Source organism: Hyphomonas sp., from assembly GCF_046313735.1.
GTDB lineage: Bacteria > Pseudomonadota > Alphaproteobacteria > Caulobacterales > Hyphomonadaceae > Hyphomonas.
The window spans coordinates 1-21,857 of the sequence record NZ_JBKBXW010000027.1; the positions used below are offsets into that span (position 1 = coordinate 1).

At 66.2% G+C, this 21,857-nt stretch carries 21 protein-coding genes; 4 read left to right on the forward strand and 17 right to left on the reverse strand.

Annotation, left to right across the window (positions count from 1 at the left end):
• Positions 1-218: 218 nt before the first annotated feature.
• The 15 genes from ACK4SV_RS13175 to ACK4SV_RS13245 all read right to left on the reverse strand — a co-directional run bounded on the left by ACK4SV_RS13175 (position 219) and on the right by ACK4SV_RS13245 (position 15,731).
• Positions 219-689, reverse strand: a complete 471-nt coding sequence (locus ACK4SV_RS13175) for a hypothetical protein (RefSeq protein WP_409918299.1) — start codon at positions 687-689, stop codon at positions 219-221.
• Between the two features lie 15 nt (positions 690-704).
• Complete coding sequence (gene bioB, locus ACK4SV_RS13180) at positions 705-1,667, reverse strand: biotin synthase BioB (RefSeq protein WP_409918300.1); 963 nt, start codon at positions 1,665-1,667, stop codon at positions 705-707.
• A 35-nt stretch (positions 1,668-1,702) separates the two neighbouring features.
• A complete protein-coding gene (gene leuC / locus ACK4SV_RS13185; protein ID WP_409918301.1) occupies positions 1,703-3,100 on the reverse strand; it encodes a 3-isopropylmalate dehydratase large subunit in 1,398 nt (465 codons plus the stop codon).
• Between the two features lie 122 nt (positions 3,101-3,222).
• Positions 3,223-3,780: a 50S ribosomal protein L19 gene (rplS, locus tag ACK4SV_RS13190; RefSeq protein WP_409918302.1), complete on the reverse strand. Its 558-nt coding sequence runs from the start codon at positions 3,778-3,780 to the stop codon at positions 3,223-3,225.
• Positions 3,767-4,492: a tRNA (guanosine(37)-N1)-methyltransferase TrmD gene (trmD, locus tag ACK4SV_RS13195; protein ID WP_409918303.1), complete on the reverse strand. Its 726-nt coding sequence runs from the start codon at positions 4,490-4,492 to the stop codon at positions 3,767-3,769. The genes rplS and trmD overlap by 14 nt, the downstream gene beginning before the upstream one ends.
• Positions 4,493-4,534: 42 nt before the next feature.
• Entirely contained in the window at positions 4,535-5,182 is a 648-nt protein-coding gene (locus tag ACK4SV_RS13200) for an SLATT domain-containing protein (protein ID WP_409918304.1), read from the reverse strand.
• 106 nt (positions 5,183-5,288) lie between these two features.
• The gene (locus ACK4SV_RS13205) at positions 5,289-7,085 is read right to left on the reverse strand and encodes a monovalent cation:proton antiporter-2 (CPA2) family protein (RefSeq protein ID WP_409918305.1); all 1,797 of its coding nucleotides are present in this window, start codon (positions 7,083-7,085) and stop codon (positions 5,289-5,291) included.
• 86 nt (positions 7,086-7,171) lie between these two features.
• Positions 7,172-8,881, reverse strand: coding sequence for a beta/gamma crystallin-related protein (locus ACK4SV_RS13210; RefSeq protein ID WP_409918306.1), 1,710 nt, complete (start codon positions 8,879-8,881; stop codon positions 7,172-7,174).
• Positions 8,882-8,975: 94 nt separating this feature from the next.
• Positions 8,976-9,476, reverse strand: coding sequence for a ribosome maturation factor RimM (rimM, locus tag ACK4SV_RS13215; RefSeq protein ID WP_409918307.1), 501 nt, complete (start codon positions 9,474-9,476; stop codon positions 8,976-8,978).
• 46 nt (positions 9,477-9,522) lie between these two features.
• Entirely contained in the window at positions 9,523-10,383 is an 861-nt protein-coding gene (locus ACK4SV_RS13220; RefSeq protein ID WP_409918308.1) for a beta/gamma crystallin-related protein, read from the reverse strand.
• A gap of 185 nt (positions 10,384-10,568) precedes the next feature.
• Positions 10,569-10,964 carry a 30S ribosomal protein S16 gene (gene rpsP, locus ACK4SV_RS13225; RefSeq protein ID WP_409918309.1) on the reverse strand — a complete coding sequence of 132 codons (396 nt, stop codon included), beginning with the start codon at positions 10,962-10,964 and terminating at the stop codon, positions 10,569-10,571.
• Positions 10,965-11,002: 38 nt separating this feature from the next.
• The gene (locus tag ACK4SV_RS13230; RefSeq protein WP_409918310.1) at positions 11,003-11,314 is read right to left on the reverse strand and encodes a chorismate mutase; all 312 of its coding nucleotides are present in this window, start codon (positions 11,312-11,314) and stop codon (positions 11,003-11,005) included.
• Positions 11,311-12,813 (reverse strand): signal recognition particle protein, encoded by a 1,503-nt coding sequence (ffh, locus tag ACK4SV_RS13235; RefSeq protein ID WP_409918311.1) that lies wholly within the window; start codon positions 12,811-12,813, stop codon positions 11,311-11,313. The genes ACK4SV_RS13230 and ffh overlap by 4 nt, the downstream gene beginning before the upstream one ends.
• A 173-nt stretch (positions 12,814-12,986) precedes the next feature.
• The gene (locus ACK4SV_RS13240) at positions 12,987-13,601 is read right to left on the reverse strand and encodes a GNAT family N-acetyltransferase (RefSeq protein ID WP_409918312.1); all 615 of its coding nucleotides are present in this window, start codon (positions 13,599-13,601) and stop codon (positions 12,987-12,989) included.
• 36 nt (positions 13,602-13,637) lie between these two features.
• On the reverse strand, positions 13,638-15,731 hold the full coding sequence (locus ACK4SV_RS13245) for a prolyl oligopeptidase family serine peptidase (protein WP_409918313.1): 2,094 nt from the start codon (positions 15,729-15,731) through the stop codon (positions 13,638-13,640).
• A 186-nt stretch (positions 15,732-15,917) separates the two neighbouring features.
• Between ACK4SV_RS13245 and ACK4SV_RS13250 the strand changes: the two genes are divergently transcribed.
• Complete coding sequence (locus ACK4SV_RS13250; protein WP_409918314.1) at positions 15,918-17,654, forward strand: amidase; 1,737 nt, start codon at positions 15,918-15,920, stop codon at positions 17,652-17,654.
• On the opposite strand, the gene ACK4SV_RS13255 is transcribed toward ACK4SV_RS13250, so the two are convergent.
• Positions 17,651-18,229 carry a hypothetical protein gene (locus ACK4SV_RS13255; RefSeq protein ID WP_409918315.1) on the reverse strand — a complete coding sequence of 193 codons (579 nt, stop codon included), beginning with the start codon at positions 18,227-18,229 and terminating at the stop codon, positions 17,651-17,653. The two genes, ACK4SV_RS13250 and ACK4SV_RS13255, sit on opposite strands and share 4 nt — an antisense overlap.
• Positions 18,230-18,354: 125 nt before the next feature.
• On the opposite strand from ACK4SV_RS13255, the gene ACK4SV_RS13260 reads away from it, so the two are divergent.
• The 3 genes from ACK4SV_RS13260 to ACK4SV_RS13270 are packed head-to-tail and all read left to right on the forward strand — an operon-like array spanning position 18,355 to position 20,721.
• Positions 18,355-19,497 carry an AGE family epimerase/isomerase gene (locus tag ACK4SV_RS13260; RefSeq protein WP_409918316.1) on the forward strand — a complete coding sequence of 381 codons (1,143 nt, stop codon included), beginning with the start codon at positions 18,355-18,357 and terminating at the stop codon, positions 19,495-19,497.
• Between the two features lie 52 nt (positions 19,498-19,549).
• Complete coding sequence (gene gpmA, locus ACK4SV_RS13265) at positions 19,550-20,263, forward strand: 2,3-diphosphoglycerate-dependent phosphoglycerate mutase (protein ID WP_409918317.1); 714 nt, start codon at positions 19,550-19,552, stop codon at positions 20,261-20,263.
• Entirely contained in the window at positions 20,260-20,721 is a 462-nt protein-coding gene (locus tag ACK4SV_RS13270) for a bifunctional diaminohydroxyphosphoribosylaminopyrimidine deaminase/5-amino-6-(5-phosphoribosylamino)uracil reductase RibD (protein WP_409918318.1), read from the forward strand. The genes gpmA and ACK4SV_RS13270 overlap by 4 nt, the downstream gene beginning before the upstream one ends.
• On the opposite strand, the gene ACK4SV_RS13275 is transcribed toward ACK4SV_RS13270, so the two are convergent.
• A complete protein-coding gene (locus ACK4SV_RS13275; protein WP_409918358.1) occupies positions 20,722-21,762 on the reverse strand; it encodes a glycosyltransferase in 1,041 nt (346 codons plus the stop codon).
• Positions 21,763-21,857: the final 95 nt, after the last annotated feature.

Genomic DNA, 21,857 nt, shown 5'->3' on the forward strand with positions numbered 1-21,857 from the left:
GGTCGGATTGGATTTCTGCCATCGCCGTCCGGGCTCCGGCCCGGATTTGATCCGGGGCGGAGGGCGGGAGCGATGCTTTGCCCTGTATTCACTTGCTTTCTAGGTCCCGGATATTTGCTGCGCAAATTCCGGGATGACGGACGTTTGGGGCGGGATTTGGGGGGCGATGATGGGGGATAGGGGGCGGTTTGTTCCACAGAGTTTGGGTTGCTGAGGTGTCAGGTGCGCGTGAAATCGAAGCCGGCTTCGGCGAGGCGGCGCAGGCGACGCTGGCGGTGGGCGAACAGGGTGCGGGCGAAGAGGGAGACGAACGGCGTCAGGAGGCCGGCGTCGATGTCGAGACGGTCTGTGTAGCGCGTGCCGCCGGCTTCTGCCGGGGCAACCTCGATGACATGATGCCAGCGACGGATCAGCGGGCTATAGCCCCGGTCTTCAGCCCGGCGCACGCCGTTTTCTTCCGGCAACAGATGGATGCCGATGACCTGCCATCCCACTGGCAGGAAACCGAACAGCCGGACATCGACGCGGTGTTCGCCGGGCGCCCACTCGTCTGGCCAGGGGGCGCCGCCGCTGAGGCTCATGACGGCGAGGGGCCGGGCGATATGGACCATCAGGGCCGGGCGGAGCACTGCGGCCCAGACATCATCCGGCGGCGAGGGAAGCAGGATCGTGCGGGAGAAGGCTGTCATCTCCCCGGCAGAGTATCAGCACTTCGCGCAGCCGCCACCGACGGATTCGAGAAGGCGGGCGTCCTTGTCCATCGCGGGGTTGGGGGTGGTGAGGAGGCGGTCGCCGACGAAGATGGAGTTGGCGCCAGCAAGAAGGCAGAGGGCCTGGCCTTCCGGGCTCATGCTTTCGCGCCCGGCGGAAAGGCGCACCCAGCTTTTCGGGAAGACGATGCGGCAGACGGCGATGGCGCGGGCAAGCTCCAGCGTGTCGAGTTCCTCGCTGCCGCCGAGCGGCGTGCCCTTGATGGGGACGAGCTTGTTGACGGGCACGCTTTCCGGATGCGGCGAGAGGAGCGAGAGCTCATGGATCAGGCCGATGCGGTCCTCGCGGCTTTCGCCCATGCCGAGGATGCCGCCGCAGCAGAGCTTGATGCCGGCGCGGCGGGCGCGGCCGAGCGTTTCCAGCCGGTCGTCATAGGTCCGGGTGCTGACGACTTCGCCATAGTATTCGCGCGAGGTGTCGAGGTTGTGGTTGTAATAGTCGAGGCCGGCATCTTTCAGGGCTTCGGCCTGGCCTTCCTCGAGCATCCCGAGGGTGACGCAGGTTTCGAGGCCTTCGGCTTTGACCGCCGTGATCATTTCGGCGACCTTTGGCAGGTCGCGGTCCTTGAGGCTGCGCCAGGCCGCGCCCATGCAGAACCGGTCGGCGCCATTGGCCTTGGCGCGGCGGGCGGTTTCGACGACTTCCTCAAGGGGGAGAAGTTTCTCCGCCTTGAGGCCGGTGTCGAATTTGGCGGACTGGCTGCAATAGCCGCAATCTTCGGGGCAGCCGCCGGTCTTGATCGAGAGGAGCTGGGATTTCTGCACCGCCCCGTCCGCCCAATGCGCCGCCTTTACGCCAAGGGCACGGGCGAAGAGCTGGTCGAGCGGAAGGTCATACAGCGCGCGGATTTCTTCGCGCGTCCAGTTCTGGCGGGGGGTAAGGTCGGTTGCGGTCATCCCGGCGATTCCTTGTGGCTCTGTCTGTAGTCTGATTATCCGATGACGCCGGTGATGGCGGCGCGGGCGGCAAGCGTGGGGCTCATCAGGTGGGTGCGTCCGCCCCTGCCCTGCCGGCCTTCGAAATTGCGGTTCGAGGTGGACGCGCAGCGCTCGCTCGGGGAGAGGATATCCGGGTTCATGCCGAGGCACATCGAGCAGCCGGGCTCGCGCCATTCGAAGCCGGCTTCCATGAAGATGAGGTCGAGGCCTTCGCTTTCGGCCTGCGCCCGCACAAGGCCGGAGCCGGGCACGACCATGGCACGGACGCCTTGGGCTACGCGGTTGCCCTTTGCGACGTCTGCGGCGGCGCGAAGGTCCTCGATCCGGCTGTTGGTACAGGAGCCGATGAAGACGCGCTGGACGGGCGTGCCGGCAATCGGCTTGCCGCCTTCAAGGCCCATGTATTCGAGGGCGCGCTGGCAGGCGGCGCGCTTGACGGGATCTGCGAAATCCTCCGGGCGCGGAATGAGGCCGGAGAGCGGGATCGCCTGTTCCGGGCTGGTGCCCCAGGTGATCGTCGGCTCGACCTCCTCGCCGCGAATGTGGAGCACCGTGTCGAACACAGCATTGTCATCGGAGCGGAGGGTACGCCAGAAGGCTTCGGCCATTTCCCAGGCGCCGGCCTTGGGCGCAGCGGGGCGGCCTTTCATATAGTCGAAGGTGACATCATCTGGCGCGACGAGGCCAGCACGGGCGCCGCCTTCGATGGCGAGGTTGCAGAGCGTCATCCGGCCTTCCATCGACAGGGCGCGGATGGCATCGCCGCGGTATTCGATGACATGGCCAGTGCCGCCGGCGGTGCCGGTGATGGCAATGATGTGGAGGGCGAGGTCCTTGGCGGTCACGCCCTCGCGAAGCTGGCCTGTGACGTCCACCGCCATGTTCTGCATCTTGCGGGCGCGCAGGGTCTGGGTCGCGAGCACATGCTCGACTTCCGACGTGCCGATGCCGTGGGCCAGCGCGCCGAAGGCGCCGTGGGTGGAGGTGTGGCTGTCGCCGCAGACGATGGTCATGCCGGGCTGGGTGCGCCCCTGCTCCGGGCCGACGACATGCACGATGCCGTTATTGATGTCGCCCATCGGGAAGAAATGGATGCCGTGTTCGGCAACGTTGCGCGACAGGGTTTCGAGCTGGTTGCGGGCTTCGGCGTCTTTCACGCCCGCAAGGCCGAGGGCCTGGTTCTCGGTGGGCGTGTTGTGATCAGCGACGGCGAGGGTCAGTTCCGGGCGGCGCACCTTGCGACCGGCCGCTTTTAGGCCCGCAAAGGCCTGGGGCGTCGTGACCTCATGGATAAGGTGCAGATCGATATAGAGAAGGCTCTCGCCCGAGGCGGCGTCGGTGTGGACGACATGCGCGTCCCAGATCTTGTCGTACAGTGTTTTCCCGGACATGGCGGCCTCTCTCTTCGGCGCTGCACAATAGCCATGGCGCGCGCGGAGGGAAGCCTTGCGGATGCGAAAACGCCCTCCGCGAAGGGAGGGCGTTTCAGATCATTGGCCTGGAGGCGGAAGGCTTACGCTTCACCGCCCTCAGCAGCAGCGGCTTCTGCAGCGGCAGCTTCAGCCGCGGCGGCCTCGGCGGCAGCTGCGTCAGCGGCGGCCTTCTCGGCGCGGGCCTTGGCGGCGGCTTCCTTGCGGCCGGCCTTTTCGGCGTCCTTCTGGCGGCGGCGCTCGGTTTTCGAGACGGCGACTTCAGCCGTTTCGATGCCGTGGCCGGTCGTGCGCTCGGCGATCCGGGCACCTTTGCCGCGCAGGTCGCGCAGATAGTAGAGTTTCGCGCGGCGCACGCGGCCCTTGCGGATCACCTCGATCGAGTCGATCAGCGGCGAGACGACGGGGAACACCCGCTCGACGCCCTCGCCGAATGAGATCTTGCGGACCGTGAAGCTCTCATTGAGGCCTTCACCGGCGCGGGCGATGCACACGCCCTCATAGCGCTGGACGCGCTCGCGGTCGCCTTCCTTGATCTTCACGTTCACGGCGAGGGTGTCGCCGGGCGAGAAAGCGGGGATTTTCTTGTCGCCGAGGACGCGGGCCATTTCGGCCGTCTCAAGCTCTTTAATCAGGTTCATCGCCAGTCTCCGGCGCAGTAGGGGTCGGGGTTTCGGAGTAAGCGGCGTATAAATCGGGGCGGCGATCAAAAGTCAACGCCTTTGAGCGGCTGAGACGCCACTCTTCTATACGCTTGTGATCGCCGGAGAGGAGGACCTCCGGCGTGGGGCGGTCTTCCCAGACGCGCGGGAGGGTAAACTGGGGGTGTTCGAGGAGGCCGGTCTCGAAGGATTCCCCTGTCAGGGAGGCCGAATTGCCCGCCACACCGGGCAGGAGGCGCACGGCGGCCTCCAGCATCGCCATGGCCGCGACATCGCCGCCGGCGAGGACAAAGTCGCCCAGGGAGACTTCCTGCAGGCCGCGGGCCTCGATCACCCGCTCGTCCAGCCCCTCGAACCGGCCGCAGAAGAGGACGACGCCCGGCCCGGCGGCCCAGTCGCGCGCCATGTTCTGGTCAAAACGCGGCCCGCGCGGGGAGAGGTAGATGCGGGGGCGGCCGTCCCGGGGGACGCTGTCGAGGGCGGCAGCGGCGACATCCGGGCGGATGACGAGCCCGGCCCCGCCGCCGGCGGGGGTGTCGTCGACCTTCCTGTGCTTGCCGAGGCCGAAGCCGCGCAGGTCCACCGTTTCCAGCGCCCACAGCCCTTCGGCGCGCGCACGCCCGATGATCGAAGCGCCGAGCGGGCCGGGCCAGGCTTCCGGGATCAGGGTGATGGCGGTGGCGGTGAACATGGGGAGAGACTTAGCGCTCTTCCAACTTTTTGAACAAGCAGCCTAAGCTGCGCCTGCCAGAAAGCTCCTCGGAGCATCAAACACAAAAAGCGGCACCATCCACAGTCCTACGTAGAGAGCGCGCTGGGCTTGACGCCTGATCCATAAAGTCAGCGATATCGCTACGTAATACCACCAGCTAAAGGACCATCTTTGTGTTCTGTCTTGACGCTGCCTTACGTAGTGTTTGCTCCAATGATCCACGTCTTTGTGGTTTATCGGCGATCTCTCGAGCGCGTCGTTGTACCTCTTGGCGTACTGAATGTAGATTGTGGCAATAGCCTGTTGAGACTTACTATTAGCAAGGGCCTCCGCTTTTAGCTCGTCGGCCAGTTCTCTCAGTTGTCTCGCGTTGAGCTCTAGATTGTGAGCTCGAAGGTATGTTTCGCCCCCCTCGATTAAGCTGAAGACCACCACAAATACAGGCAACACAACGCCAACTGCCTGCATGATGCTAGGATTATACGGAATGGTCGCTTCCAGGTTGGTTGTCAGGCAGTAGGCAAAGAATACCGTCCACAAGGAAAGCACGACCACTGTTAGCTTTGCCATTGCATAATTGAAGTGAACGCGGTGCGAAGCGCTGAACCTTGTAGAGGACGTGTTCTTAATTCGCTCTAGCAGGCGGTCCAAAGGTCCGTGCGCAGACATGGTAGACTCCCATCTTCGAAGCCACCTTTTTATGTCCACCACATTTCCGGCGCTATCGATTTCCCCTTTTGGTGGATTCGTTTCCTCCTTCTGCTACCCGAGGCAACTACGCTGAAGGATCCTCGTTCTTCACGCTGATCGGCACGCTCTCGCCGCTCGTGCGGAACATCAGTTCGCGGCCGGCATACATGCCGCCGGTGAGCTGGAGGGCGAAGCGTTCCTCGTCGCGGCGGCGGACTTCGGCGAGGGCGTCGTCGATGGCGTCTTCGGGCTCTCCGAGGCGTGCGAGGGCGGCGCGAGAGAATTTGAGGGCGGATTCGAAGGTCTCGCGCACGGGATAGTCGGCGCCGGCTCTCACAAGTTCGAGACCGTGATCGCGGTCAAAGGCGCGGGCGAGGATCAGCGCGCCGGGGAAATCGCGGCGGACAAGCTCCACGATCTTCGTGGCGGCCGCCCGGTCATCAATGCAGACGAGAATCAATGCCGCCTGATGCGCGCCCGCCGCCTGGAGAATATCAAGACGCTGGCCATCGCCGAACCAGACCTTGAACCCGAAATCTGCGGCAACGCGGATCGTGTCGGGATCGTTGTCGATGATGGTGACGGTATAGCCGCGCGCCAGCAGGGGCTGGCTGACGACCTGGCCGAAGCGGCCGAAGCCGATGAGCAGGGCTGTGCCGATCTCGTCATGTGGGGTCTCGACGCCGGAGGCATCGACGGCGACTTCAGGCATCAGCCGGTCGTGGATCAGCACATAGAGCGGCGTCATGACCATGGAGACGATGATGATGGCGGTGAGGATGGCGTTGCCCTCCGCATCAATCAGGCCGGCGCTGAGGGCGCCGGCATAGAGGACGAAGGCGAACTCCCCGCCCTGGGTCATCAGGACTGTGCGCTCGACGGCTTCGCGGTGGTTTGAGCGGAACAGGCGCGCGATGACGTAAACGCCGGCGCCCTTGAGGACGGTGAAGGCGGCCACGCTGATGGCAATCAGCTGCCAGTTGGTGGCCACGATGTCGAGATCGAGCGACATGCCCACGGCGAGGAAGAAGAGACCGAGCAGGACGCCGCGAAAGGGTTCGATGTCAGCATTCAGCTCGTGCCGGTAGGAGGATTCCGACAGGAGGACACCGGCGAGGAAGGCGCCCATGGCCATTGATAACCCGCCAAGTTCCATCCACCAGGCCGCTCCCACCACGATGAGGAGCGCGGCGGCCGTCATCACCTCGCGCGCGCGAGCCGCGGCAAGTACCCGGAAGATCGGGTTCATCAGATAGCGCCCGACAATCACGAGGCCAACAATGGCGCCGACGCCGATGGCGATGCCGATGAACCGATCTGTCAGGCTGACATCTTCTGCGCCCGGCGCGAGGAACGCGACCAGCGCGAGAAGCGGGACGATCGAAAGATCCTCCAGCAGCATGATGGAAATCATCTTCTGCCCTCGCGGCTTGGCGAGGTCGCCGCGTTCCTGCAGCATCTGGATGACAACGGCGGTTGAGGTGAGGACGAAGCCTGTGCCGGCGATCAGCGAGACCTGGTAAGGATAGCCTAGCGCGAGGCCGACCACCGACAGGAGAAGAATGCACCCGCCGACCTGGGCAAGGCCAAGGCCGAAAATATCCTTCCGCATCGACCAGAGGCGGGAGGGCTGCATTTCCAGCCCGATCATGAAGAGGAACATCACCACGCCAAGTTCGGCAACGTTCAGGATCGTCTGCGGCTCTGTGAACACCCCGAAGCCGAACGGGCCGATGACGAGACCCGCCGCGAGATAGCCAAGGACCGAGCCGAAACCGAGGCGCTTGAACACCGGGACGGCCAGAATGGCGGCGCCCAGAAGGATGATGACGGGTGCGAGGTCGAGCGAGTGCGACTCTGCGGCCATCCCGGTCTCCCTCATCCCGACCCTTCCTGATTAGGCGGGATCAGGAAGGTTGAACAGGGCTTTGCAGGAGGAGCGCCGGGTAATTGGTCGCCGGGCCGGGATCAGTCGCGGGACCGGCTCCCGCTTTCACGGCCTGATCCCCCATCACCACCCCGCCGGCTGCCACCGGTGTCCATCCGGGGCGGCGGCGCGGGCCGCGAGACGGCGGCGGGGGCTGGCGGCGGAGGGGAAGCAGACTGGCTGCGCCCGCCGCCGCCACTGGCGCCGCTGCGATTGCCGCCATCCCATCCGCCGGACCGGCCAGCGGGCGGGGCCGATTGGCGCGAAGGCGGGGGCGCGGATACGGTTGATGGCATGGCCGGGGGCGGCGCGGCGCGGCCGCCGCTGCGCATTCCGTCACCGCGTGAACCGCCACCGTCGCCGCGCATCCGGGCGCCGTCCGGACGGCCAGAACCGCCGGAAGGACCGCCCATCAGGCCATCGGTTTGCGGACGTGCGGGCCGGCCACTGCGATCCCCCTGGCCGCCACGGCCAGAGTCGAAGGACCGGGTGGGCGGAGGCGCAGAGCCTGCGCCGGGCGTGGGGGCGCTGCCGAGGGAGGACCGGCCGGAAGGCAAGGCTCCCGCTTCGCGCCGCGTGAATTCGCCGCTGCGCGGACCCTCGCCCCAGCGGCCCGTGGGCGCGCCGGCATCCGGACGGGTGCCGCGATCCGGGCGGCCTTCAAAGTTGCCACGGGGACGTTCGCCAGAGACGCCGCCGCGCGAGCCGGTCTGGTCTGCGATCTGGCGCGCGCCGCCGGCGGGCGGGGCCGCTTCAAAGCTGCGGGTGCCAGTGCGCTGGCCGCGATCATCGCCGCCGCGCGGCCGGCCCGGATCTGTGCGGCCTGACTCTGTCCGGCCTGCATCGCTGCGGCCTGAGTCACCCCGGCCGGCGCCAGGACCCCGGCCATCCGGGCGGCCATCACGCCAATCGCCGCGCCCGGCATATCCGCCCCGGCTGCGGTCATCATCGCCCCGGCGGCCACGATCGTCCCCGCCCCGGCCCTGACTGCCGCCATGGCCGCGCCCATAATCGGACCGGCGGCCATCATCACGCCAGTTGTGCGGGCGGCGCCAGTCGTCGCGGTGGCTGCGGCGGTCCCATTTCGGGTGCCGGTTGTGCCAGTTGGTGCGCCAGTAATTGTTGATCACGATGGGGCGCGGATGAACGCGGTAGACATAGGAGACATAGCGCGGGCCGCCATAGCTCCAGGCAAAGCCGTAGGGATCGTAGCCCCAGCGCGGATCGTAATAGCCAAAGCGCAGGTAATCAGACGAGAAGCCGTAATGGCGCACGCTGACATGGACGGTGCTGGAATAGCCGTAATTCCAGGTATTGTAGCCATAGCTCGCATTATGGGCGTAGCGGATGTAGCCATAATCATCGCGGGTGAACATCAGGCCGTGCAGGGCCTCGGTATATTCAAAGATCGGCCGGATGGAGGTAACCGCATTGTTGAGGCCGAACCAGCCGAGATCGGCGACATCCTCGCGGATGAACACGCAGCGGCCGGTGAAATTGATGTGCTCGCAGAGCTCCCACTGGCCCGCGAGGACAGCGACCGAGCGGGCGCGGTCGTTGAAGGCGATATCGTGGAGGGTGGCGAAGGGATCGAAGGCTTCGCGCACTTCGCCGGCAAAGCCGGTGGCGCTGAAGAGGGCGATCGCAGCCGGGGGCTGGTAGTCATCATAATAGGGGTTCGCGAGCGCCGGGCCTGCGGCCAGCAGGGGAAGCGAGAATGACAGCGCGAGGCGCAGCGGCGGGATGCGCATGTGGACTCCTTTCGTCCTTATTTCAGGAGCGTGACACAAGCGACCTGAACGGTCCGCAACAATCGCCGGAAAAATGCAGGCGCCTCTGAGGCGATCAGTCTGTGTCCGGATTCGCCCACTGGGAGAGTTCCGGGATGATCACACGGCGGCGTGCCATGTCGATGACCGGCACATCGGCGCGGGTGAAGGGCACCATGACGGTCGACGGCGCGCCGGGCATGTCGATTTCGAGGAGGTCCCCTGCCCCGAAATCCTGCACCGAGCGGATGCGGCCGGCGGGCGCCTCGCCGCCATCGAAGACATCGAGCCCGACAAGGTCCTCGATATAGAACTCGTCCTCATCTGCCTCCGGCAGGCGGGAGCGGCGGACATGCAGCAGCTGGCCCCGGCGGGCATCCCAGTCTTCCTTCTGGAGCGACTCCTTTGGGCGGACGATGAAATGCTCCTTGCCGGGACGTGCAGAGACCGGCGTGAGGATGACCGCACCGCCGGCGTCCAGCAGCGGGCCGTAAGTGAACAGGTCTTCGGGCTCGGCGGTGAGGCTTTTCACCCGCACTTCGCCGCGAACGCCATGGGCGCCCTTCAGGACGCCCATGGGTATCAGCCTGTCTTCGGAGTTCGGTGACTTCATATGCCGGTGTTTAGCGGCAGACGACGTCGGAGAGAACCGGGCCCGGTGCTTTATAGACGGCTTCGGAGAAGCCCATGTTCCGGCAGAAGCGCGTGGCGGCGCCGGAGCTGTCCTGGATGCGGCGGCCAAACTCCATGGGCGCCGGGAAGAAGACGGTCTGTTCGCCCTCGAACCCGCCCTGGAGGTTGCCTCCCGGGGGCGGAACGGGCCGGCGCCACGGGCCTTCGCGGCGCACATCATAGCGGCGGAAGGAGGTGATCTTGTCGTTCAGGCCGATCGTGCGCAGGTCGCTGATCGAGGCATCGAGCAGCTCGCACTGGCCGCGATAGTCGGCATGTTCGCAGACGAGCCAGGTGCCCCGGTTGATCATGATGGAGCTGGCGATGTCGTTGAAACTGGCGGAGCTGATATTGGCTTCGCCTTCGTCAAAGCCGGCGAACTGGCCGCCATAATTGCCATCCGCGAAGAAGACGATGTCATAGCTGCGCGGGCCGCGGGTGTAGGGCATCAGCCGGGCGGAGGAGACATTGCCGGACAGGTTCAGCTCTCCGAGATTGCGGGTCGTGCGGTCCACATAGTCACAGCGGCCGCGATAGTTGGCATCGGCGCAGAGCAGCCAGACGCCGCTGCGGACTTCCACGCTGCGGGGACGGTCGTTGAAGCGGATGTTGTTGAAGTTCGGCTGGTCGGCGGTGAGCTCGACAGACTGGCCGCGCAGATTGGTGTCGGAATAGAGGATGATCGATGGCGGGCCGGGCGGGTCGCGGTCAGGGCGCTGGCCGGGGCCGCGCTGGGCATCGGCAAGGGGCACGAAGGCCAGGATGGCGAGGCTGGCGGCGAGCAGGGCGCGGGGCAGGAAACGGCCGGGCATATCGGGCTCCATGAGGTTGACCGGGCCTGTCTAGCCCTGACTGGCTGAACGGCGCCAGCGGGCGGCGTTTGCGATTGTTCAGACTCCTGAGGATTTCTTGCCCGGAGGTTCAGGCCCGCGCACACGAAAAAGCCGGCGCCCTCACGAAGGACGCCGGCCTGTCCGAGGCGCGCTCAGGCGAGGTTTCAGCCTTCGGCTTCCGCCGGGGCTTCCGCAGCAGCTGCGCGGGCAGCGGCTTTCTCGGCACGCTCTTTCGCGCGCTCCTGGGCTTTCTTGCCGGGTTCGGCTTTCTTCGGGTTGTTCGAGGCGGTCCAGCTGGCGACGGGCTTGCCGTCAACTTCGACTTTCGAGAGGAAGCGGGCGACGCGGTCGGTCGGCTGGGCGCCCTTGCGGATCCAGTCGGCAGCCTTGGCGGCGTCGACCTTCACGCGGTCAGCCGAATCCTTGGCGAGGCGCGGATCATAAGTGCCGATCTTCTCGATGAAGCGGCCATCGCGCGGGGCGCGCGCGTCGGCAACGACGATCGAATAGAAGGGGCGTTTCTTGGACCCGCCGCGGGCGAGCCTGATTTTGAGGGCCATGGGGTGTCTCCTGTAGCTTGGCGTCTCGGGGTTTCTGGTTACTCGGCCTCCTGGCCGCGGATCTGCTCATGATGGCGGATGACTTCCGCCACGATGAAAGAGAGGAATTTCTCGGCGAAGGCGGGATCGAGCCCGGATTCGCGCGCGAGGGTTTTCAGCCGCTCGATCTGCTGGGCCTCGCGGGTCTTGTCCGCCGGCGGCATCTGATGGAGCGCCTTCAGCTTGCCGACCTGCTGGGTCAGCTTGAAGCGCTCGGCCAGCGTGTGAATGAGGATCGAGTCCATATTGTCGATGGACGCGCGCAGCTGGCTCAGCTGGAACAGGGCGAGGGTCTGGTCGGGGTTCGTCATTTCTTTTTCCCTCCGCCCGGAAGGCCGGGCAGGCCGCTGCCGGGAAGGCCCGGCAGACCGCCGCCGCCGAGGCCGGGAAGCCCGCCGCCGGGCATACCCGGCATTCCGCCCGGGGCGCCGCCCATCTTGGCAAGGTCGTTGGGCGAAAGGCCGGCGGCCTGGGCTGCGCCGAGCAGGTTCTTCATGCCGCCCTTGGTGCGCATCTTCTTCATCATGGTGGCCATCTGGAGATGCATCTTGAGGAGCTTGTTGACCTCGGAGACTTCCACACCTGCGCCGGCCGCGACGCGCTTCTTGCGCGAGGCATTCAGCAGCGCGGGCTTGCGGCGCTCCGCCTTCGTCATCGACAGGATGATCGCTTCCTGGCGCTTCAGGATGTTGTCGTTCAGGTTGGCGCCGGCCATCGCTTCCTTGGCTTTGCGCACGCCGGGCATCATGCCCATGATACCGCCAATGCCGCCCATGCGCTGCATCTGGCGCAGCTGTTCGGCGAGGTCTTCAAGGTCGAACTCGCCCTTCTTGAGCTTGGCGGCCATCCGCTCGGCCTTTTCGGCATCGAGCTGTTCGGCGGCCTTTTCGACGAGGCTGACAATGTCGCCCTGCCCCAGAATGCGGCCGGCCACGCGGCGGGCATCGAAGGCATCGAGACCGTCGAGCTTTTCGCCCGTGCCGAGGAATTTGATCGGCAGGCCGGTGACCGCGCGCATCGAGAGCGCCGCGCCGCCCCGCCCGTCGCCGTCCATCCGTGTCAGGACGAGACCGGTGAGCGGCAGGCGTTCATGGAAGCGGCGGGCAGTTTCCACCGCGTCCTGGCCGGTGAGGGCGTCGGCGACGAGGAGCACTTCGGAGGGCTTGGCGATGGCTGCGATCTCGGCAGCCTCGGCCATCATCTGCTCGTCGATCGAGGTGCGGCCCGCCGTGTCGAGGATCAGGATGTCATAGCCGCCGATCTTCGCCGCCTGCAGCGCGCGGCGGGCGATGTCGGCGGGCAGCTGGCCGGCGATGATCGGCAGGGAGCTGACGGTTTCGCCGGCCTGGCTCGCGAGGATCGCCAGCTGTTCCATCGCTGCGGGGCGGCGCACGTCGAGGGAGGCTAGGAGGATTTTCTTCTTGCCGCGTTCCGCGAGGCGTTTGGCGATCTTGCCGGTCGTGGTCGTCTTGCCCGAGCCCTGCAGGCCCGCCATCATCATGACGGCCGGAGGCGTGTCGACGCGCAGATGGCTTTCGTCCTCATCGGCGCCGAGCATGTCAACGAGCGCGTCATAGACGATCTTGATGACCTGCTGGCCGGGCTTGACCGAGCGGATGACCTCTTCGCCGACGGCGCGGGTCTTCACTTTCTCCACGAAATCCTTGACGACCGGGAGGGCGACATCGGCTTCCAGCAGTGCCACGCGGATTTCGCGCAGCGCTTCGCTCACATCCTTGTCGGACAGAGCGCCGCGGCCGGTGAGGCCGTCAAAGATACTGCCAAGACGTTCGCTCAGGGCGTCGAACATGCCGGTTTACTCCTCAATCAGCGCGCAAAGCAGAAAAGCCCCGCCGAGCGAGACGTCGCCGGGCGGGGGGCCCCGCTGGCCTCCCATCCCTCATAGGGATTTGTGCCGGTCAGGGCGCGCTTGTCAGGTTGCGCGAGATTTGGCGCCGCGTGAACCACGAATGCACAGACAGGTCAAGCCTGCGCGGACTGCAGGGCCCGTACCTGGTCGCTCAGGGCATCAACGGTAAGGTCAATTTCGGTACCGACGAGGGAGTAGATCGCGACATCGCCCCAAAGGCCGCTGGCATTGCGCTGGAAGCGCCGCAGCACCCCTTCCTTCTGCGCGCCGAGGCTCTCGACCGCCGCGATCGTGCCCTTGTTGCCGACATTGACGAGGAATTCCAGGCGCTGGAACCGGCATTCATGGGCGCGCCGGATCATCGCAAGCGAGACTGCTGCCGGCACGAGACCGGTGTTCATCCCCTCCGGGTGCCAGCGATAGCCGATCCGGAGCCGCCGGTGCGTCCGGAAGATGTTCATATAGGAAATGACGCCCGCGAAAGCCCCGTCCGACTCCCGGAATATGGTGAAGGGCACCATCCGCCCGGCGCGGGCCTCGGCGAGGATGAAATCGAAATAGGCGTTGAAACTGGTGCCCTCCGGCATGACGGGCATCCAGTTCCACATCGCTTCGGTGGCGCCCGACTGGGCAATCACGGCCCTATGCCGCTCGTTGATAAAGTCGAGCCGCACCCCTGCTTCCGCCAGTCCCGGTCCATCCAGCGTCATGTGGCTTTCATGCCACATTTCAGCCTCCGGAGCAAAACATTGCGCGTCCTGCGCTTACTCCGCCGGCAGCGGAAACAACTGTCTCGCCAGATAGGTGTACTCGAGCGCCGTCCGCCGGGCCCGCGCTGTCGGGTCGGTCGCTGCTGCGTGGCCGCCATCCATGTTCTCGAAATAATAGAAGGGCAGGCCTGCCTCTTCGAACAAGATCGCCATCTTGCGCGCATGGGCCGGATGGACGCGGTCGTCCTTCGTCGAGGTGACGAAGAAGGGCGCCGGGTAAGGCTTCGAGGCATCGAAATTGTGATAGGGCGAGATCGTCTCGAGGAAGGCGCGTTCCTCAGGCACTTCGGGTGAGCCGTATTCATCGACCCAGGAGGCACCCGCCAGCATGAGGTGGTAGCGAAGCATGTCCAGCAGCGGGACCTGCACGACCACCGCGTTCCAGAGGTCCGGCCGCTGGTTCAGCATCACGCCCATCAGGAGGCCGCCATTCGAGCCGCCCATGATGCCGAGATGCGGGGGCGAAGTGACGCCGCGCCCGACAAGGTCTTCGCCGACAGCGATGAAGTCGTCATAGATGCGCTGGCGGTTGAGCTTCAGCCCGGCCTGGTGCCAAGCGGGGCCGAATTCGCCGCCGCCGCGAATATTGGCAAGGGCATAGGCCCCACCCTGCTCCAGCCAGTTGCGGCCAAGCACGGCGCTGTAGGACGGGCCATAGGAGACCTGGAAACCGCCATAGCCATAGAGCAGCGTCGGGGTCGATCCGTCGAAGGGAATGTCGGCGCGCCGGATGAGGAAATACGGAATCCGCGTGCCATCTGCCGAAACGGCAAAATGCTGCTCGACGGTGAGGCCATCGGTGTCGAATTTCGGCGTCAGGCTTTTGAGCGGTGCCAGCGTGTTCGCGCCGGAATCGTAGGCAAACAGCGTGCTGGGCGTGAGGAAGTCCTCATAGCGCAGGAAGACAGTTTCTTCCTGGTCGTCCGCGAACACGATGTTCATCTGGCCCCGGCCCGGAAGCTCCACCGGGGTGAGGGTCCAGCTGCCATCATCGGCGGGCTCGATCCGGTTCAGGGTGGAGGTCACATTATCGATGACCGACAAGAGGGCAGCGCCGCTGGAGATGCGGACCGATGCGACGGCCTGGGCTTCATTCGGGCGGAAGACGAGACGGACCGGCGGCAGCGCGCGGGTCTCAAGGAAGGCTTCCAGATCGAAGGAGACGAGATCGCCGGACTTGAAGCTGTCCTGTCCTGCCGGGGTCCAGTCTTCATTGAGGCTCAGGAGGTACTGGCCGCGATAAAGGCCGCGCGCCGAGAAGCGCGCCGGCAGCGGCAGGGTCACGCCTTCAGCTTCGCCCGGCGGGAACCAGATCGAGCGGGACGTGAAGAAGGTCTCCGCCACGGACGCGCCCTGCAGGATGCGGCCATCATCGAGGCGCATCGTCCAGGGCCAGACACCGACATCGGTTTCCTTGCCGCGATAGACTTCCACAGCCTGATCCAGCGGCGTGCCGCGCTGCCAGCGCTTGACGATGAAGGGATAGCCCGACTGGGTCAGCGTGCCCTCGCCCCAGTCCGTCGAGATGAGGATCGTATCGGGGCCGGCCCAGGCGAGGTTCTGCTTGGCTTCCGGGGCTTCGAAACCGCCTTCGACAAAGGACATCGTGGCGAGGCTGAATTCGCGCACGACAACTGCATCCTTGCCGCCATCCGACAGCGAAACCAGGCAGCGCCATTCCCCGCCCGGCGGCGGGCGCAGGCAGCTCGCGCCCTTGTAGACCCAGTTGGCATCCTCGGCGGCGGCGAGCGCGTCGATGTCGAGAATGGTTTCCCAGTCGGGGGTTTCGGTTGCGTAGCTTTCCAGCTTCGTGCGCCGCCAGATGCCGCGCACATGGGTGCGGTCCTGCCAGAAATTATAGACATAGCCGTCGCGCACGCTGCCTTCGGGGATGCGCTCGGAGGAGTTCAGCACGTCCAGCGCTGCGGCCTCGAAGCCGGCATAGCGCGGGTCTGCTTCCAGCTCGGCGAGCGAGCGGGCATTCTGGGCCTCCACCCAGGCAAGGGCGCGCTCGCCTTCGACTTCCTCCAGCCAGAGATGCGCCGTCTCGTCAAAGATGGCGGTTGCGGGCGTGGCAGCTTGGCTCAAGGTCGTCTCCTCGGCAGGGGCGGACGCGCAGGCTGCAAACGCAGCCAGGGCGAATGGCAAAAGGACTTTGCGCATCGGGTCTCCAGTTCAATTCGCGTATGGCCATACTTGCGCCGGGCGCCAGCTTGCGCACACTGTTGGAGGGGTCATAGGGCACGCGCCCTGCCCCGCCTAGGGGAGGATGAGATGAGCGAGCCAACCGAATCCGGTGCCACACGGCGGAGTTTCCTGAAGATCGGCGGCGCGGCGGCGGCCGGTGTGGCGGGAGCAGCCGCCTGCACGCGTCCTGTTGCCGCAGGTACGCCCTCCCCGCCCTGCCCGGCCCTGGCCGGTGCTGAACAGATTGCAGGCATCACCTATACCGAGGCGCAGCGCGCGCAGATGGAAGGCGCCCTCGAGCAGCAGCTGATTGCGGCGCAGGCGCTGCGCGCGGCGGAGAAACCCAACAGCCTTGCCCCGGCGACCGTGTTCGATCCGCGCCTGCCCGGGAAAGCCTATCCGCTCGCGGCCGCCGAAACCCGTGTGAGCGTGCCGGCGCCGCCGCTGGGGGCGAAGCCATCAGAGGATGATGTTGCGTTCGCGACCATCCCGCAGCTCGGCGCATGGCTGCGCTCGCGGGTGGTGACATGCGCTTATGTGACGGAGGCGTTCCTCAGCCGGATCGCGCGGCTGGACCCGCTGCTGTTCGCCTATATCACGGTGATGCCGGACCGGGCGCGCGCCGAAGCCGCCGCGCTGGACGCCGAGATTGCCCGCGGCCATTGGCGGGGGCCGCTGCATGGCATTCCCTATGGGCTGAAGGATCTGTTCGATGCAGACGGCGCGCCGGTCACCTGGGGCGCCGAACCCTACCGGGACGAGCAGCCGAAAGGGGACGCCGCCATCGTCCGGCGCCTGAAGGAGGCGGGCGCCGTGCTGCTCGGCAAGACGAGTTGCGGGGCGCTCGCCTATGGCGACATCTGGTTCGGCGGCACGACGCGCAATCCATTCGATCCGCGCGAGAGCTCATCCGGATCGAGCGCGGGATCTGCGAGCGCGGTGGCGGCTGGGCTGTGCGCGTTTGCCATCGGCACGGAAACGCTGGGCTCGCTCGTCTCACCCTCCATGCGCTGCGGGACGACCGCCTTGCGCCCGACCTTCGGGCGGGTGAGCCGCGCGGGCGGGATGGCGCTCTGCTGGTCGCTGGACAAGGTGGGACCGATGACGCGCTCGGTGGCTGATTGCGCGCTGGTGATGGCGGCGATCAATGGCTTTGACGCCGATGATGCGGGCTCGATCGAGACGGGATTTGCGTTTGAGAGCGGCAAGGGCGTGGCCGGGCTGAGGCTCGGTTATGACCCTGCCTGGCTGGAAGCGGCGACGCCGGTGGAGAAGCAGGCGATGGAGGCGGCGCTGGCGCTCGGCGCAGAGCTGCAGGAATTCCGCCTGCCGGACCTGCCCGCCGGGCAGTTCATGCTGCAGCTGATGGCAGAAGCGGCCGCCGCCTTTGAAGACCTGACGCTGAGCGGCCGGGATGCGGAGCTGAGCTGGCAGGATGATGTGGCCTGGCCAAACTCCTTCCGCGCCGCGCGGTTCATTTCCGCGATTGACCTCATCAATGCCGACCGGATCCGCCGGCAATGGATGGAGGCGCTGGATGCGGCGTTTGCACCGGTGGATGTGGTGATCGGGCCAAGCTTTTCAGCCGGGCTTCTGGCGCCGACAAATTTCACCGGGCATCCATGCCTCGCCATGCGGGCGGGCTTCCAGGAGACGCGGCCGCGCTCGATCTTTGATGTGGAGGCTGAGCCGGAAGCCGAGCCCGCGCGCACGCCGGTGGCGATTTCGCTCTGGGCGCCGCTGTTCGGCGAAAGCGCGATGCTGACCTTTGGCGAAAAGCTGGAAGGGGCCCTCGGCGTGGCCAATGAGCGTCCCGCTATTTAGGGGAGCCGTTCGAGGACGACCTGTTCGATGATGATGGCGCGCGACTTGTCCGGCACGACGGGGCGGATGGCGAGATAGTCGAGGCCCTGATCTCCCTGGATCGGGGGGACAAGATAGTCGAAACTGACATCGGAAAAGCCGGGCTGGAGGCCGAGCACCTGCCAGCCGGACTCCCCGATGCGTCCGGCGGAGTAATTGACCATGATCTGCTCTGCGCCCCGGATCTCTGCCGGGCGGGCACGCACGGTCACCCGGATCCGGCGCCCCGAGAATTGCAGCTCGATATCTGCCGCCAGCCGGAAATGCGGCCCGAGCTCGGGTGCGTCCGACAGGGCGCCTTCCTCCACCTCGATGAACAGGAGGTATTTCTGGCCGTCGCGGATGAGGCGTGTCTCTGCATTGCCGCCGGCAACGATCCGGTTGAGGTTGGGACCTTCGATGACGATGCGGTCGTAATTGACGCCGTCCCCGGCCATGGCGCCGTCCGGCAAGCGCCCGAAGCCGGGCAGGATGGCGAGAAATACGAGGAGCCCCACACCGAACACCGCCAGCGGAAAGAAAAAATGGTCTCGCATCTGTTCCTCCGGCCCCGCAGCCGCGCGCCAGCGAGGGCGCTGGCCATTCCTGGTAGCACCTGTTAGCAGGTGCACGGCCCGGTTGGCGAGCCGGGTCTGCCAGCCGAATGCATCAGAGGTCTGTAATGTCGGTGTCTGCCCTCCAGAGACGCGCGCGCGAGGCGCGCAGATGGCTGCTCGACAGCTGCTTCCCGCTCTGGGCCGATCATGGGCTGACCGCGGCTGGCCTGTTCCCGGAAGCCCTGACGCTCGACCTGGATGAGGCGCCGGGCGAGGTGACGCGCGTGCGCGTGCAGGCGCGCCAGACTTATGTTTTCACCGCGGCCTGGCGGCTGGGCTGGAAGCCGGATACCGCCGCGCGGCTGGCCGAGGCAGGTGTGGCGGCGCTTTCAGGCCCCTGCCTCACCCCGTCAGGCCTGGCCGGACGCCTGCTCGCCGCCGATGGCAGCGGGCTGACGGATCCTTCGCCGGACCTCTACGACACAGCTTTCGTGCTGTTTGCGCTGGGCGAGGCCGCGCGCGGGCCGGGACCGGCCGGACCGGCGCTTGGCGCGGCAGATGGCATCCTCGCAGCGCTCGACCGCGACGCGCGCGACCCGGTGCATGGCGGCTATCACGAACAATTGCCGCCCGGGCCGGAGCGGCTTCAGAACCCGCACATGCACCTCCTGGAAGCCTGCCTGTCGCTGCATGCCGCTGCGCCGCAGGCTGGCCACCTGACCCGCGCGGGCGAACTGGTCGAGCTGTTCGAAACGAAGCTGACGGCGGGAGAAAACGGCCTTCTGGGAGAGCGGTTTGCGCCGGACTGGTCGATGCTGCCGGGTGAGGCATCCCGCCTGGTCGAGCCGGGGCATCAGTTCGAATGGGTCTGGCTGCTCCATGCCTATGCGAAAGCGGCGCGCGCGCCGGTATCGCCTGCGGCCAGCCGGCTTTACAGCTTTGGCCTCTCCACGCTCGACATTGACGGGCGCGCGATCCAGATGGCGGCGCGCGGCGGGGCGCCGATTGATGCCTCGCGCCGGACATGGCCGCAGACCGAAGCGCTGAAGGCGCATCTCGCAATCTTCGAAGCCTCCGGCGATGAGCGGGTTGCGGCGGCGGCCTGCCGGAGTTTCGACATCCTGATGGACGAATACCTGACCGAGGATGGCGCCTGGCTGGATCATTACGGCGCCGATGGCGCGGTGCTGTCAGAGCAGATCCCGGCCTCCACCGGATACCATGTCGTGCTCGCCTTTTCCGAGCTGATCCGGGTGATGAGCGCTTGAATTCCTTCGCATTTGGGCGAAAGAGACGCGGGAACGCCGCAAAGGACCTGTCATGACCAAGCTCGCCCTGATCCGCCATGGCCAGTCGGCCTGGAATCTCGAGAACCGTTTCACCGGATGGTGGGACGCCGACCTGACCCAGCAGGGCGAGGCCGAAGCCCGCGCCTCCGGCCAGATGCTCGGTGCGCTGGACGCAGATTTCCGCGCCGGCTTCACCAGCGTGCAGACCCGCGCCATCCGCACTCTCTGGCTGGCGCTGACCGAGATGAAGCGCGTCTGGCTGCCCATCGAGAAGGACTGGCACCTGAACGAGCGCCATTATGGCGGCCTGACCGGCCTCGACAAGGCGGAGACCGCCGCGAAACATGGCGAAGAACAGGTCAATATCTGGCGGCGCAGCTATGATGTGCCCCCGCCGCCACTGGAGCGGGGCAGCACCTATGACCTGGCGTCCGACCCGCGCTATCGCGGCATTGATATTCCGGATACGGAGAGCCTGAAGACGACGCTGGACCGCGTGCTGCCCTATTGGGAGGGCCGGATCGCGCCGGTCGTCTCCGCCGGGACGGACACGCTGATCGCCGCGCATGGAAACTCCCTGCGCGCGCTGGTGAAGCACCTGTTCGAGGTGCCGGATGATGCGATCACCGGTGTCGAGATCCCGACCGGCAATCCGCTGCTGATCGAACTCGACGCGAAGCTGAAGCCTGTCTCGGTGCGATATCTCGATGCGGCGCGGGCGCAGAAACTGCCGGCACTGCCGTGAGCCAGAAGGCTTCCCGGCGCCGGGACCGGCGGATGATGGGCCGGGCGCTGGCGCTGGCGGGACTGAACCAGGGGCTGACCGGGCCGAACCCGTCCGTGGGCTGCGTAATCCTTGATTCTTACGGGCACATCGCCGGCGAAGGCGTGACGGGACATGGCGGGCGTCCGCATGCGGAGGAAATCGCGCTGGATGAAGCCGGCGGGCGGGCGCGCGGCGGCACGGCCTATGTGACGCTGGAGCCCTGCCGCGAACGCTCCAGCGGTTCGGCCTCCTGCTCGATACGGCTGGTGGAGGCGGGCATTGCGCGCGTTGTGGTCGCGGTCGCGGACCCGCATCCGACCGCGCGGGACGGGCTGCGCATCCTTGCAGAGGCCGGCGTGCGCCTCAGCGTCGGCATGGGCGGGCGCCGCGCTGCGCGCCTTTACGAATGGTTCTTCAGGGCCGCGAAGGCGGGATAATCAGCCTGCGAAGGGTCCGGCATGGGCGCGGACGCGGTTATAGAAGGCAAGCGAGTCGCGCTGGAACGCCGCCTTGGTGAACTGCGCCTCATAGCTCGCCCGCCCGCCGGCGACGATCTGCGCGGCGAGCGCCTTGTCGGTGATGACGCGGGAGAGCGCGGCGGCGAGCGCATCGACATCATTCTTGGGAACAAGAAGTCCGTTCACCTCATTCTTCACATAAGCGGCCGGGCCGACGGCATCAGCCGCGACCAGCGGGCGCGAGGCGGCCCAGGCATCGACCGTCACCGTGCCAAAGGGTTCATAGCGCGAGGGGAACGCGACCACATCGCAGGCCTCCAGCAGCGCGCCGCGATCATTGCGCCAGCCGAGGAAGCGCACACGGTCTCCTAGCCCGAGGCGGGCACAATGGGCTTTCAGTTCTGCCTCCAGCGGCCCCTCCCCCGCGATCCAGACATAGAGGCCGGGAATCTTCGCCGTGGCATCGAGCAGCGTATCGAGCCCCTTTTTCTCGTGCAGGCGCGCAAGCGCGAGCGCGACAGGGGCACCGGCGGGGGTGTCGAGTGCGGCGCGGTCTGCCGGGGCGGCGCCGGTAAAATCAGCATAGGTATGGATGATGCCGGAGCGGTCTTCAGGCACGCCCTGTTCGCGGATGTGGCGGAGAAGATCAATGGTCAGGCCGACATGCCATTCGCAATTGGTGAAGCGGGCGAGCTTGTAATAGCCGCCATACCAGGCGACCGAACGGGCGCGGTGTTTCGCCGGCGCGAACTGTCCGGCCCGGCCCATCCAGTATTCGATCACATCGGGCTTGAAGGTCTCAATCGCGCGCGAGATCGCGCCTTGCGTGGGAAACGGCCAGAGGCGATTGAACGCGGCGGTATCGACGCCGATGCCGGCGCTACGGAACTGCTCGATGCGGAAGGTGTTGTCCGGCCGCGTCACGACATGCTGGGCAAGGCCTGCCTCTGACAGGGCAAGCACCGATTCCAGCATGATGTTCTCTGCGCCGCCTTCCGTGGCGCCCGCCATGACATGCATTACCCGCAAGGTCGTCTCCCCGAAGCGTGTTTCCTGCTGTGCCTAGCGCATATCGGCAAACGCCGCAGCCGCAAACACTGCTTGGCAGCGGGGGG